The organism is Halorientalis sp. LT38, from assembly GCF_037031225.1.
Classification (GTDB): Archaea; Halobacteriota; Halobacteria; order Halobacteriales; family Haloarculaceae; genus Halorientalis; species Halorientalis halophila.
This window is the reverse complement of record NZ_JAYEZN010000001.1, coordinates 2,522,566-2,536,520: the sequence shown is the minus strand read 5'-3', so window position 1 is coordinate 2,536,520 and position 13,955 is coordinate 2,522,566. Positions and strand designations below refer to the sequence as shown.

General features: G+C 55.8%; 10 protein-coding genes. 1 reads left to right on the top strand and 9 read right to left on the bottom strand.

Annotated features, from left to right (window positions below; translation table 11 throughout):
- Positions 1–7 precede the first annotated feature (7 nt).
- The 8 genes from U5918_RS13070 to U5918_RS13035 all read right to left on the bottom strand — a co-directional run bounded on the left by U5918_RS13070 (position 8) and on the right by U5918_RS13035 (position 9,621).
- A complete protein-coding gene (locus U5918_RS13070) occupies positions 8–823 on the bottom strand; it encodes a formyltransferase family protein (RefSeq protein ID WP_336001794.1) in 816 nt (271 codons plus the stop codon).
- A 42-nt stretch (positions 824–865) separates the two neighbouring features.
- Positions 866–1,804, bottom strand: a complete 939-nt coding sequence (locus U5918_RS13065; protein WP_336001793.1) for a hypothetical protein — start codon at positions 1,802–1,804, stop codon at positions 866–868.
- Between the two features lie 72 nt (positions 1,805–1,876).
- A complete protein-coding gene (locus U5918_RS13060; protein ID WP_336001792.1) occupies positions 1,877–3,313 on the bottom strand; it encodes a sulfatase in 1,437 nt (478 codons plus the stop codon).
- 542 nt (positions 3,314–3,855) lie between these two features.
- The gene (locus U5918_RS13055; RefSeq protein WP_336001791.1) at positions 3,856–4,692 is read right to left on the bottom strand and encodes an FkbM family methyltransferase; all 837 of its coding nucleotides are present in this window, start codon (positions 4,690–4,692) and stop codon (positions 3,856–3,858) included.
- Between the two features lie 127 nt (positions 4,693–4,819).
- Positions 4,820–5,848: an N-acetylneuraminate synthase family protein gene (locus U5918_RS13050; protein WP_336001790.1), complete on the bottom strand. Its 1,029-nt coding sequence runs from the start codon at positions 5,846–5,848 to the stop codon at positions 4,820–4,822.
- A 1-nt stretch (position 5,849) separates the two neighbouring features.
- Positions 5,850–6,542 carry an acylneuraminate cytidylyltransferase family protein gene (locus U5918_RS13045; protein WP_336001789.1) on the bottom strand — a complete coding sequence of 231 codons (693 nt, stop codon included), beginning with the start codon at positions 6,540–6,542 and terminating at the stop codon, positions 5,850–5,852.
- Between the two features lie 2 nt (positions 6,543–6,544).
- Positions 6,545–7,738 carry a UDP-N-acetylglucosamine 2-epimerase gene (gene neuC, locus U5918_RS13040; protein WP_336003330.1) on the bottom strand — a complete coding sequence of 398 codons (1,194 nt, stop codon included), beginning with the start codon at positions 7,736–7,738 and terminating at the stop codon, positions 6,545–6,547.
- A 74-nt stretch (positions 7,739–7,812) separates the two neighbouring features.
- Complete coding sequence (locus U5918_RS13035; RefSeq protein ID WP_336001788.1) at positions 7,813–9,621, bottom strand: ABC transporter ATP-binding protein; 1,809 nt, start codon at positions 9,619–9,621, stop codon at positions 7,813–7,815.
- Between the two features lie 441 nt (positions 9,622–10,062).
- On the opposite strand from U5918_RS13035, the gene U5918_RS13030 reads away from it, so the two are divergent.
- Positions 10,063–10,362: a hypothetical protein gene (locus U5918_RS13030; protein WP_336001787.1), complete on the top strand. Its 300-nt coding sequence runs from the start codon at positions 10,063–10,065 to the stop codon at positions 10,360–10,362.
- Positions 10,363–13,157: 2,795 nt separating this feature from the next.
- On the opposite strand, the gene U5918_RS13025 is transcribed toward U5918_RS13030, so the two are convergent.
- On the bottom strand, positions 13,158–13,856 hold the full coding sequence (locus tag U5918_RS13025; RefSeq protein WP_336001786.1) for a TIGR00266 family protein: 699 nt from the start codon (positions 13,854–13,856) through the stop codon (positions 13,158–13,160).
- Positions 13,857–13,955 lie beyond the last annotated feature (99 nt).

The window sequence follows — 13,955 nt, the reverse complement described above, 5'->3', positions numbered from 1 at the left end:
ATCGCCTTCATTGAGCCAGAACCGGATTTTCGACGATTGGAGCGGCTTCGATCCGTTCTTCGCGCTCCGCTAGGTACTCCGGGATGAGGCCGGAGTCGAAGTTCTCGTACAGTTTTCGCGTCGCCTCGGTGGAGTAGTCTGACTTCTCATAATATTTCGCCTCGTCGGGTTCCGGGACGTTTTCGACCGGTTCTAGCTCGTCGAATTTTCTGATTACTTCCGGATAGACAGTCGCGACATCGCTAATGAGCCGATTTCCGATTTCGTGTGGCGAATCTCGGGGATGAATCCGTGCTCTCAGTTGGTGGATCACCTCTCCTGTGTCGATCCCATCGTCGAGATGCATGAACGTCGCACCGACGAACTCCGGTTCACCGTTAACCAGCGGCCAAAAATTCGTTCCCGTTCCCCGGTAATACGGTGACAACCCGAGGTGTACGTTGAGAAACCGACCTTCAAAGGCCGAGAGGAGTGGATCCTCGACGATTGAACAGCCATAGGCGACCAGCAGATCCGGATCGAGGCTCGTGATCTCCTCGAAGACATCCGAATCGTTGATCGCACCTCTGTCGACTGATTTGGGATTGGATTCGTCTGGAGCCAAATCTACGAACGGGCCGAAAAAGTCACGTTCCGACCGATCACGTGCTTCAAGATGTCGAACCTGAATCTCGTCGCCCTCCTGCTTCACCTTGTCCAGTGTGGTCCCGGAGAGCCCTTCACAGTACGTTCGAACGACATCGATTCCATCCGCAAGTGCGATAGCTTTGCGAAGAAAGTCGTGTCGCAGCTCCGAGCTAGTGAGAACGACTATTCGTTTCACCTTTGCTGGTAGCTCCCGTGATCCTATTAACGCTTATCCGCCTCACTTATATCCGAGCGCAGCAAGTTTCTCTTCGACGTTCCCGCGGCTTTCCACGTCGTATTCCGGCGGCTCATACTCCCCGGTGTCGGTCGCTGAGGTAATACACCACGGAACCTCCCGGAGGGCTCTGATCGGGATGTGGCCCGGGTGTCGGTAGAAGCCGTGTTCACCGAACGCGTTGCCGTGGTCTGCAGAGATCGCGACTCGTTCGGCGTCGATGTTCTCTAGCAGGAGTGCCACGTCATCAAGGACGTATCGGAGGTTCTCGACGTGTGCTCCCCATGCTTCGTCGATCGATATCTCACCGTTCTGGACGTGTTTCCAGGCGTCCAACCACCGGTCATCGATGGGTTCGTCTTCGCCGTGGTTTCCGGACACGTACGGGATTGGGGGCATGTGAGGTTGCATGTAGTGGACGATCAGACGGTCCGGGTCATGGTTCCTTGCTGCAGTGATCGCGCGATCGGTAATAGGCCTCGCTGGCATGACCCCATACTCGTCGTCCCAGGCGTACTCCCAGACACGATCGAGCTGGAGAAAGTCCTCATCGGATAATACTCTCCCCGAGAACGTGTTCCCGCTCACGAGAACCGTTCGTGCCATCTCGTCGCTGTAAACGGAGTTGAAGTTACGCTCGTGCCAGAGTCGTGAATTGCTCGCATTCGAGATAGTGGAGTTTTCAGACACGAACGGGTAGTCGCCTTTGACCTCAGACATGAAATCCGCACGACAGGCGTCGAGGATAATCAGTACGTCCCAGTCGCGCTCGTAAATCGGCCTACCTCTGAAATTGAATACCCCATCGGAGACTCGCTTCATGAAAAACTTCCCGTAGAACTTAATGACCGCCCAATAAAGTCCGTCGAGACCGTCTTCTTTGATTCGATCTATCGCCTTACGCGTCCAGTTCGCTATCTTTCCGAGTGCGCCATTGCCCATCCTTACGGCGGTAGCAATGGAAATTATTTGGATGTTTGGGTTATGCAGACCGACGGATTCCGTTTCTCTGACTCAAAAATATCCTAGATCCTGTAACTGTTGGACTGTCTCATCGTCAACGTCACCATCGAGGTCGATACAGAGCCCGGCGTCCTCGAACATTTCGAGGAAGCGATTCACTCGATCGTCCCCTCTAGAAGACAGTTTGAAGGGCCAGAACCCGTCCGGGAGCGAAATCGTCGCCGCGTCATCGCCCCACGTTGCGTGTTTCTGTATGGAGTTGTCAACCTTCGTATAAATCGCGTGAGCCCAATCTTCGAACTTCTCGAAGTCATTTATACCAATTTCCTTGAGTTCACGCTTGTCCTTATAATCGATGTTCGTCGAGGTAGCGAGGACAGGACCGTCTGGACAGAACCGCTCCCGATCTCCCTCGCCTTCAACCGCCGAACGAACCGCCGCCGGGAATGCCGTCAAAGTGGACAGATCCTCGATCACGGCTCCCTCAGTTTGATTGGGATGTTTCGTGACGAGTGGAACGTGCAGTAACGTTTCGTGGATGCCGATTCCGTGTGTCGTCAATCTGACCCCAGGTCGAACGAGACTTTGTTCCCCGAACGTTTCCCCGTGGTCACTCGTGATCACGACGAGCGTCTCATCGAGATTGCCTCGGTTCTCCAATTCAGTTAGCAACCGCTCTAATTGGGCATCGACCTGATGTATCGCGCCATCGTACATTGCCTCCAAGGCCGCCACTTCCGACCAGGCCTCCGTGTCTGTATAACACGTCCAAGAATCGTACTGGCGAGCTTTCTGGCGAACCCATTCATTCCCCCACTTGTCGTGTTTAGCTTTGGGTAGGTATCGCGCGTGAGCGTCCATGAAGTTGAGACAGGCAGCCCACTGCTGATCTCGATCGTCGTGCCAGTCGAGGAAATAATCGGTGTAGACGTCCGCAGTATTACCGCGTCTGGCTTTCGCTCCGTCAGGAAGATACTGGGAGGGTACCACCGTCGCGACCCCATTCAGGAGTGAGCGTACGGGATGGTTACTCGTCACGGCCTTGCGGAAGGAGCCGGCATAATTGCCACCACTGATACCCCTGAAGTCGAGTGCTTCCGGGAAGGGGAGATCGTCTGGGAGTGGTGGTCCGTTGTTCCTCGTTTCAAACCCCGATGCAAGGCCAAACGCCTCATCAGTAATGAACGTATTTTGTGAAAAGACACCAGTCTCGTATCCGTATTCATTCCGGAGTTCGTCCCAAATGGTGTGGCCAGGTTCCAGACCGTATTTCCTGCTTGGGACGCGATGTTCTACGACATGATGTCCTGTAAACATGCTCGCGTGACTCGTCAATGAGAACGTCCCTGGGGCGCGAGCCTGTGTATAAACCGTCGCGCGATCGCTGAATTCGCGAAGAAACGGAGTCGTGTCGTGCTCGTGACCGTAGAGACTTAGATTGTGGGCGCGGACACTATCCATAACGATCAGCAGAATATTCGGTTTCATTAACTGATAAGAGAGGAGAGTCAGCTATTAAAAGCACCGCATATTCTCGCAATACCGGCGTTTAGAAACACGTTCAAGGGATCTAACAACTGGAACAATTCATCGCTCGCTAGCTACATTCCCGGGTTCGTTGATAATAAATAGGAGTTATGAACTCGTTGTCCAAGTCGTTACCAGTATCGTATGCCAAGACATACATTCAGCCATCTGATCGTTCTGTGCCAACGATGTGTTCCTCCAGTCGATTACGGAGGACCGAGGATTTGAGCGAAATGGAGCCAATTCAACGGATTGGTTAAGTGAAACGTGTTCTGTCCCTATTAAGAGAGAGCGTGGGCTTAAATACATACAATCTCTAGCAGATTCGTCGACGGAAACGGACCTGATCGTTGTTTCTCGGGATGAGGTCCGTAGATTCGAACGGTGGCTCGGTGCACCAGCGTGGCCGGCGAGCTCTTTTCCCGAATGTGGAGTGTGTAGCGTCTGGCGCTACGGCGCCAGTGATACATCCGAGTCGATAGCGATCATCAACTGCTCCATCACTACTGCGATCGCCGTGCGAGAACGTGTTTCTCGTTGTCTCGGTCAGTGATCGACAACTCGTATCCGTGCGTCCGTAGCGTCCGTTTCAATTCGTCGAACGATCCCCCGAAGTCTTCGATCGACGGCCGATCACTCGACGAGAGGTGTACTTCACAGTAAATTGTCCGACAGTTGCCGCTCGATAGCGTCTCCGCCAGACCGTCCAAGACGTCCAGTTCCGCACCTTCGACGTCTATCTTCAGCACGTCGGGTGGAGCGATGCCGTCGTCGTGAACGAGCGAGTCACCAGGGACGACCTCGCACGGCGATTCGGCACCGCTATCGACAGCGGCGGACCCGTCGACCCCTTCTTCGGAGGTGATGTCGAATCCGATCGTGCCACGAGTGTCGCCGAGTGCTTTCTCTACGACGGTCGCTGAGATATCGTTGTAGTCGAGATTACGCCGGAGTGAGGCAGCGTTCGGTGGGTACGGTTCGAAACTCACCACAGACACGTCCGCCGAGTTCGTCCCAGCCAACAGCGAATATATTCCGATGTTCGCACCGACGTCCCAGAACACGTCACCGGATTGCAGTTCGTCCTCGATGGCGTCGAGAATCCACGCTTCGTTTCGAGTGCAGTACGTGATCTCGGTCATCTCCGCAGTTGATGGGGTCGTAAGCGAATACGAAGAGTCCCCAATACGCACCGGCCAAGAGCCCCTGAGAGAGTAGTACCTGAACAGAACGTGCGTTCGAATCAGATATCGCAGATGCCGGTAAGTTCGTGAAACCAATTGCCAAAAGCCGTTTTCGTCGTATATTGTCAGTGCTTTCGACAGCTTCTCTACGGCCATCTGGGAGTTGTACTGTTCGAGTTCGTATATGACTTTGGGCTGATGGTAGGGAGTATTCCGAAATGAGTGAATAACGACGGTCGTTATTGTTGGCGTTTAATCGATAGAGGGCCTCGGGTAGTGATGATTATTCGCGACGCAGATCGTCAGGCTGGAGTACCGTGTCCGGTTCGATATCCCGAATTACCGTCTTACCGAGTACGTCGAAGAACTCCGACGCAGGAATACCCGTCCCGGGGCGTTTCGTCGTGACGTTCCGTTCGGTCAGTTCGTCCCCTTCTTCGATTCGTTCAGTCGCGACGACGCTGTGGTTGGCCCACTCCTTGATAGAGCGTTCCTCGGGAAGCAGCCCTTCGTCCAGACCGCGCGTCTCGTCTACGAGGTCGGCGTAGTCCACGAGCGCCGCCAGTTCGTCTGGCTCGATGGACACCTCCTGATCACCGCCGGGGAGTCGTCTGTCGATGGTGAAGTGTTTCTCGACGATGTCCGCACCGCGAGCCATTGCCACGGCGGCTGCCTCGATACCAGTCGAATGGTCGGAGAAGCCGACGGGCACCCCGAACTCCGACTGCATCTCCTCGATCTGGTCGAGATTCAGGTCCGACGTCGCCGTCGGATACGCCGAAACGCAGTAGAAGAGGGCAAACTGGTCGGTTCGGTCGGCGACGAACGAACAGGCATCGCGGACCTCGTCCGAATCGCTCATTCCCGTAGAGATCAGGAGCGGTTTTCCTGTTGCCGCCGCCGCATCCAGCAGATGGTAGTTCGTCAATTCACCTGACCCAATCTTGACCGCTGGTGGCTCAAGTTCGGCCAGCCTCGATACGCCCTCGACCGAGAACGGCGTCGAGAGGAAGTCGACACCGTTGTCTGCACAGTGGGCCTGAAGCTCGCGATGCTCGTCAAGACTCAGCTCCTGTTCTCGCAGCCGTTCGTAGAGATCGCCGAATCCGAGTTCCTGCATGCCGGGCTCGGACATCTCCGCGTCCCGGATGTGTGTCTGGAACTTGACTGCATCTGCGCCCGCTTTCGCCGCTTCTTCGATGAATCGCTTTCCGAGTGTTACGTCGCCACGGAAGTTCGTCCCTGCTTCCGCAATAATGTAGGGCCGAGCGTCGCCACCGATCGTCAGTCCGTTGATGTCGAGCGTCGTCATCTCACTTGTCCTCGTACTCCAGTAATCGTTCCGCGAGCCAGAAGTCGAACTCGGTGTCGATGTCGACGGATGACCGTTGGTCCATCACGTACAGTTCCGTCGTCCCGACCTGTAAATCGGCCGTCCTGCGGAACCCGTCGCAATCGGCGATGTATATTGCACCGTTTTCGACGTACTCCGGCTGCTTATCCTGTCGTCGTTTTCGGTCACCGGCGTAGTTCTTCCTGACTGCACCGTCACTGGTTCGTTCCCAGCGATAACTGTGGTCTTCGTAAGTCGAGACCAATGAGTTGGCGTCTGTGTCCCGATATCGATCGAGGGCCCCATTGATATCCGCAGCGGTCCGCAACGGCGACGTCGGCTGTAAGAGCACAACCGTATCGGGATCACATTTCCGCTCCCACTCGGACGTCACGAACTCGATCGCATGCTCAATAACAGGCTCCATCGCGGCCTCATCTGTCGCGAGGTGGTCCGGTCGTAGAAACGGTACCTCGGCTCCGTAGTCCTCTGCGACACCTTCGGTTTCCTCGTCGTCGGTCGAGACGACTACGGCGTCTAGCCGTGAGTTGCGTGCTGCGCGGATGGTGTGCGCGATCAGCGGGTCCCCGGCAAGCTCTTTGACGTTCTTTCCTGGGACACCCTTCGATCCACCACGGGCGGGAATCAGACCGAGGGCGGTGTCACTAGACATTCTCACTGGTAAGGGAGAGCCGGTTCGGAAACTCCGAGGAGATTGGGATCCATCGACCCCTTCATTTCGAGGTCGATCTCCTTGATCCGTTTGCAAATCTTTTCGCCAGCGTCACCGGTACCGTACAGAGAAGATGAAGAGTACTCGTCGACAGCAATCTGTTCCCGGACCGCTTCCCGAATAGCGTCCGTCTCACAATCGACATCGGTGACGTTTTCAGCACGTTCACGATGTTTCTGACGGTCGCCGATATTGACCGACGGCTGCCCGAGGAACGAGCATTCTCGAATACCGACGCTCGAGTTGCCGACCAGACACGCTGAATTGTTTACCAACGTCAGATAGTCTCGCGGTCGAAGGTTGATGAAGAACCGGACGTCGTCGGGGTCGCGAATGTTCCGATACTCCCGGATTGCTTTGGAGACCTGATCCGTCCCAGCGTCCATGTTGGGCCAGAACCAGAATGCTTGCACCTCAAGTTCGTCTATCGCGTTGATCAGTTCCCACGTCTTGTCGTATTCGGACTCGTACTCCGTGACAACGGGGTGATACTGTACAACGAGGTAATCATCTGTGACATCTACATCGGAACCGACACCACCGTATTGATCCTGTGGGTCGTACATCGAATCGCCGATGTCCTGGATTTCCGCTGCGAGATCCATAGACGGACAACCAGTATTGAATATGCGCTCCTCGTATTCTCCCAGTCTATTGACGATCTCGGCGCTACGTTCGGTAGAGACGAAATGATAATCGGCGAACTTCGTCGTCGCGTGGCGGACACGTTCGTCGATAGACCCAGTAATCTCTCCGCCTTGCGTGTGAAGCACGGGAATGTTGAGATACGATGCAGATAGTGTGATTGCCATCGTCTCGTACCTGTCGGCAATCGTGACGACACCATCTGGATCGATGTTACTCAGGACGTTCGTGAACTCCACAATCCCAAGCCCTGTCGTCTTCGCCGAACTGACCGGATTACCACCTTCGATGACGTTATAGAGTTCTTGAGATATTTCGAGTCCATCTTCGCGAAGAATTTCGGAGAGCGTCCCGTACTTTCGCAGCATCGACGCCCCTGCGACGACAATGTCCAGATCGATTTCTGGATCAGCTTCCAGTTCGTGGAGAACAGTCCCAATACGAGCGTAATTTCCACGGCTAGTGAGACATACAACTATATTACGGGTCATCATTTCGACACCTAGGCAGCACCTTACTTAAATTCACGCTCTCCTTTTATGATGTGTTTTTGACTTGATTCGGCTCACTCGCTTCGGGATTGTAACGCGTACAACTTGGCGTACTGTCCGTCATTTGTGATGAGTTCCTCATGATCTCCTGTCTCTATAATCGTTCCCTGGTCGACGGTGTAGATACGGTCGGCGTTCTGCACCGTCGAGAGCCGATGCGCAATGCCAACCATCGCGTAATCTCGGTCCATACTCTCGATAGACTCTTGAACCTCTTTTTCCAGACTCGAGTCGAGGTCACTTGTGGCTTCGTCTAAAACAAGCACATCGGCGTCTTTCAGTAACGCCCGCGCAAGGGCGACACGTTGTCTCTGCCCTCCAGAGAGACGAACGCCGTCGTCGCCGAGCTGTGTGTCGTATCCGTTCGGAAGATCGTCGAAGAACTCGTCGACTTTGGCGATACGGCAGACCCGGCCGAGTTTCTGTTGCGAGACAGCCCGGTTTCCGATGGTAAGGTTGTACCGGAGCGTATCGTTGAAGATGAACGGATCTTGTCTGACGACGGCGATCCGCGACCGCCAATCATCAATGTCCATCTCGTGAATCGATCGACCGTTAGCTCGGATCTCTCCGGATTCCAGTTCGTACATCCGAGCCAGCATCGAGACGATTGTCGACTTGCCGGCGCCAGACTGGCCAACAAAGCCGATGAACTCACCCTTCTCAAACCTAAAGGACACACCTGCTAATGCGGTCTCCTCCTGACCCCGGTAAGAGAACCGAACCTCATCGAACTCAACCTCCCGGACTTCGTCGGGTACGGGTTCGGAATCAGCTACCGATTCGCTATTACGCTCAAGTTCATCGATAAATTCCTGTGTCCTGACTAAGTGGGGAAGGTTGTTCTCGATCTGATACAACTTCGAGTTCAGGCCACTCGCCTTCGGGCCAAGTCTAAACATCGCGAACAAAAAGATACCGAGCGCCCCAAGAGACATTTGGGCGAACGTGATTGCCATATAGATGAGTATGAATACGGAGACTGCTGTCAAGAGATTGTAGAAGTTTTGGATAGCTTGCTGATTGCGTTGTTGTCTAATCCCCGCTTGGGCGTATTGGTCTACGGCGTCTAGAAAGTCGTCGAATAACTCCTGCTTCAAGCCGAAGAGTTTCGTATCCCGAATCCCTTGGGTCCCTGCCTGAGCAGCCTGCTGGACTCGTTCGTTCGCGTCCGCGACTTTGTCGCCGAGTTCGTATCCCGGCTCGACGACGTACCGGAACAGGACCGAGAATCCACCGAGAAACACGAGCGCGAACAGCGTAAGAACGGGAGCCAACACGAACGCGATTCCGAGATACATTAGTACCAGAAATCCCTGTTCGACGAAATTAACCACGAATCGGATCACCCGTCCGGCATATTCTGCCTGTGTGACGATGGCATTGAGTATGTCGTCAGAACCCTCACGGTCGAAATACTCTATTTTCGCATCGAGCGCGTTATCGAACGACTGCGTCTGAATTTCACGTGTGTAGTCCACTACGAGCGCTTCCCGCAGCCATCGGACCACAAACGTCAGCGTCCACCTGACTGTAAGGACGAGACTGACACCGATGACGACAGAGCCAAGCGTAAACGGAATCCCGAGAATCTGGTAGGCCGATACGAACAGACCCATCACGCCATCTGCCTGCTGGGCCGGATCACCAGGAGATTGTACGATATCGACGATCGGCAAGATAAAACTCAGGCCGACGCCTTCTAGCAGCGCAGCGAAGACACCGCCGACGATAATTGCCACAGTAAGAACCGGTCTGTATCTGGCAACTCGTATCAGCGCACGGAGTTGCTGTCGACGACCGATTTCCTCGGTCTCACTCATTGTCTGTCCTTGTACCGGCGCCGTTCATAAACACTGCGAGGTGAGCAGACAGAAGCTCATCAGTTACTGTATCAACACCATCAATATCCCCCTTTCGGGAGTGAAATTAAGCAACGGGGGAAGGTGATTTTGGCTCAAGAGACTAGACTTACGGCCCTTTACTCAGCAGGCGAATCGACGGAGGCGTCTGCTCAAGAACAAACCAAATTAGAGGGGAAAACTGCCGACCTACCGATACACCCGGACCAGATGTCGGGACGGCCGTACATCGGGATCCGTCCGATAAAGGCGCCACTGGTACCAAAATCGGTCAACCGAGTGACGGACATGCTTGTGACGGGCTTTCAGGACGCCACGCAGAACAGACTGCGACACAATCTCACCGGCTCGGTCCAACAACCCGTCGTGGGGTAAGTTCTCGTCAGTAACGGGCGACCGAATATGTCGACCCGCAATCTCGTCGGCGCTGGGAAAACCAAAGTCTTGCCGGACGTCGAAACCGTCCTGCGGACCGCACTACAGGACACCTACGAACCTCGGGAGACCGTGTGGCATCCGTGCTGGATCCACGAGAATGTATCTGTCCAGACTAACGAAGAAACAGTCACGTCCCACCCGTCGATCACCGCCAGCGCGCCGTACGTCGCCGGTGTCGAGTACCGGGGCTACACCAAACGCCGCTCCGATTGGCAGGCTCCAGTAAAAAGCTTGTTGAGGATATTTAAACTGGAAATCAAGTAGCTGCTTGCCCCCTGGCGCCGAGGGTACACCTGCTCTCATCGGAACCGCCGCTCGTGGTGCGGCGAGCCGTCGTCGATCACCGACCATCCACCCACGCCGCCGATCAATCACCCACACACCGCTCACCAGCTAGCCACTCACACAGCCGCCTGACCAATTCAGACCCTGGCGGACTGAACGGGCGAGGGGCGCTTGCGGCGACCGCAGGAAGCGCATGTGCTCGACACCCCCTCCCGTGAGCGCTGCGAACGGGATGGTGGCGAGCGTGCGCGAGCGCCCCGAGGGCGTTCGCCCTCTCCACCGATTCTCCATCACGGCCACCCCGCTCGTACCACCGCTCAAAAACAGATCAGTTGTGACCGGGCCGAACAAAAGTCCCGCAAAACCACCCGACATGAAGGTCGTAGTGAATACGCAACACGTCTGTGTGGACGACGCCTCGCGACGAAGTACATTCGCCACGCGCAATTTGACGAAATCGAGCTCGCGATTCCAGCTCTGTGACCAGAATCGCTGTGTGCGGGGCCAAGACAGGATTTAGGCCAAAGTCACCCTCGTTTCCGGAGAAAGGTACCCATCAACAGAGATCGGCGTGTGGTCGGACCGGCTGTCATCCACTACGGTCCCGAGCAGCCTCGATTTTCGGTTTTCGTCGGAAGTGATGCCAGTCAGCCCGAAATGACGTCTGAAGCAGTCCCATTGATCACCACAGCCGGTTTCTGGCCGCAAGTATGGAGCACAAAGACAGTCTGCGGGACGTGTGGTGACCCGATCTAGTCGTGGAGACCGACCCCGGATCACTCCCCGGATGGGACACAGTGCCGATAGATGGGCTCTAAAGCCAAATTTGGCGTGTGGAGAACGAGAGCGCTTGTGCAGCGTGATTGGTGCAATTTCGACGATGAGTGAAACCACGAGAGGTCGGCGCTGTGTGGACAGCGACTCGGCCAGATCCGAGTGTCAGCAGTGCGCGTTTCCATTTCCAGTTCCGTCACCAGATGCCGCTATAAGCGTCGTTGAAGCGTGATTCCCACCGGTTCGAGGCGATAGTCGACAGCCAAGAGTGCAATTGCTCGTCCCCCAGTTCCAGTCGAGATGGCCCACAATGGGTATTCTAGCGGCCGAAAACCGGCTGTGTGGAGATCCGAACACGGTCTGAGCGCTTCGAAACGGTTCGTATCCCGCCGTTAAGCTCGCTATTCGCTCTGTGGACCGAGTGATGAGTAGCCCCCGTCAGACGACGGAATCCACAGAGCTGGTAGCGCGGGTATCTCGCGATCGTCAGTCACACCGCATCGACCAACCGAAGCCATAAGTGCCTTCTCCGGCCATCACTACCGAGGATACGAGCGGGACACCGCAATCGAAACTCAGCGGATACGCAAACGTCCCGACCAGTCCCACCCGCTGGCCGTCGACACAGGAGGGGATGGAACACAACGAGGACGAGAAGCAGGATCGACCTGGTGGAGTGACTCAGAGTATCGTACCAGGAACGAATCTCGATTGAAGGCGGTGGTTTCATAATCGATTTGCTACCGAGAGAACGCGGTATATGGATCCTCGTGCCGTCTCAGGTCGTCAAGCGAAGTGTATAATCGGCTTCAGAGTCCGCTAGAATGTGTGTGAAACGGGCATGAAGACTGGATAGAACACCGACAGCATCGAATCGCGGGAACGGCGTCACTCGTCAACGTCGAGCAGGACTCTCGCCCCGGATTCAGGTCCGGTATGCGGTAAATGTAAATTTCCAGATAAGAAGTATAATCGGACCTAATCGCATTACTGAATCCAATTATACAATTTAATGCCCGGACGATAATACGCTTCTTTGATACGAACGTCGTCCCCAGTTGCAGAAACAGGTGGATCACGCCATCTCTATGCCGAGTCTATCACGCCTCGAGCGACTCTCGCAGTTCTAGTTCCGATTCGATTCCATCGAACCCGTTACTTGCGGACGTTCGATGCCGGTTATAACCGTCTGTGACCAGCAGAGCTAGTTCTAGCACACGGCTGGGCCACAATAAACGCCCGAAGCCGATTATACATCTTGTCCCAACACGGACTGGTTAGTCACAGCGATGCCGTCAGCCGACCTGTATCATCATCTGGAACATCAGTGAGAGAACCAGCGTGGTCGCCGCCCTCGTCATGGACGCAACGTGATATCCAGATCATGCGGTCGAGCTACCTCCTGGAAGTGGAAATCTCATAATTGGGCCACGGATCGCTAATCTCTGTAGCGCCTGCCTCGGAGAACGAGCGGGCGTCACGTGGCGATCATAACCAGTCTTCAGCCCCGCAAGAACAGCAGAAAACGAGCTATGAAGACTGCAGATCCAACGGTCGCGATCCGCGTGGGAGATCCCGTGTGCGAATAGCCGCGAGCGCGTTCAGGTCCAGGGATCCGTATCGAACGATAGACATCCCTCGAGCGTCCGAGACAATTCATAATCGGATCCAATCACCATACGGAAACCGATTATGAAAATACGCGTTTGCCTTACCACTCGAAATTCCGATGCAACCAAGTATCGCGTCGGCTAGACTGGCGTCTGCACGTCGCTCCCGCTCGATTCCAGAACACGGCGATAACCAATGGGCTTCCTAGTTCCGAATCAAACCACTATCACCACTACCTTGCGGATGCTCGTATCGATTATGACTCGTCAGGACGACCCTAGAGAGTCCGAGAGCGCCGTTACAACCACGAAGACCAACAACACCGATTCTGACGATGCAACCTGCGTCCAGCAACGGGTCCGGTAAGGGAGACGGCAACCCCCGAAAACTCAGAACTCGATCGTCGCGTCGTTGTCGTCGCCGGTCGGGAGCGCGCCGGCGATGGCGTCGACGAACGAGTCCAGTCCGCGGGTCTGGTACCAGACGGATCCGGGGCCGGTGAACTCCATGACGAGGCCCTCGCCGCTGAGCAACGTCGACTTGAGGTCGCCCACGCGTCGGGCGTCGAAGTCGACGGTGCCCTCCCAGGCGACGACGTTCTCGTTGTCGACGACGTAGGACTCGCCGTGATCCAGGTCGACGGTCTCGATGCCGCCGAAGGCCTCGAGGAAGACGCGACCCGAACCCGACAGGGCCAGCGGCGTGATGCTCGCGCCGGCCAGCAGCGACTTCAGGCCGCCGAACTCCGAGTCGATGTCGACCGGCGGTTCGGCCGCCAGGAACGCGCCGTCGACGGCGTAGAGCGTCTCCTCGGAGAGGTCGTACTCGCGGACGTCGCCGGGCTTGGGCGGCGCCAGCGTGATCGTCCCCGGTTCGCCTTCGGCGGTGAACTCGTTCGCGAACAGCGACTCGCCGCCGAGCATGGACTTGGCGGAACTCAACAGGCCGTCTCGCGTCGACGACGTCTCGATACTGACCGAGGGCGTGTGACTGACCATCGCGCCCGGTTCGGCGAGGACGGTTTCGCCCGCTTCGAGCGAGACGACGAGGTGCGCGTAGGAGGGTCGGTGTGTGATTTCGGTTTCCATATTCGTTCAGGACGGAAGGTCCAGATCGTACTGTGTCTCCGATCCCCTTAGAGGTGGAGGGAACAGGGTGTCCGCGGGTGCACGCGTCGTGACCGGTCC

Excerpts from the sequence above, each read along its gene's own strand:
- U5918_RS13065 (WP_336001793.1), bottom strand. The coding sequence starts at position 1,804 with ATGGGCAATGGCGCACTCGGAAAGATAGCGAACTGGACGCGTAAGGCG.
- U5918_RS13060 (WP_336001792.1), bottom strand. The coding sequence starts at position 3,313 with ATGAAACCGAATATTCTGCTGATCGTTATGGATAGTGTCCGCGCCCAC.
- U5918_RS13055 (WP_336001791.1), bottom strand. The coding sequence starts at position 4,692 with ATGGCCGTAGAGAAGCTGTCGAAAGCACTGACAATATACGACGAAAAC.
- U5918_RS13050 (WP_336001790.1), bottom strand. The coding sequence starts at position 5,848 with ATGACGACGCTCGACATCAACGGACTGACGATCGGTGGCGACGCTCGG.
- U5918_RS13045 (WP_336001789.1), bottom strand. The coding sequence starts at position 6,542 with ATGTCTAGTGACACCGCCCTCGGTCTGATTCCCGCCCGTGGTGGATCG.
- neuC (WP_336003330.1), bottom strand. The coding sequence starts at position 7,738 with ATGACCCGTAATATAGTTGTATGTCTCACTAGCCGTGGAAATTACGCT.
- U5918_RS13035 (WP_336001788.1), bottom strand. The coding sequence starts at position 9,621 with ATGAGTGAGACCGAGGAAATCGGTCGTCGACAGCAACTCCGTGCGCTG.
- U5918_RS13030 (WP_336001787.1), top strand. The coding sequence starts at position 10,063 with ATGTCGACCCGCAATCTCGTCGGCGCTGGGAAAACCAAAGTCTTGCCG.
- U5918_RS13025 (WP_336001786.1), bottom strand. The coding sequence starts at position 13,856 with ATGGAAACCGAAATCACACACCGACCCTCCTACGCGCACCTCGTCGTC.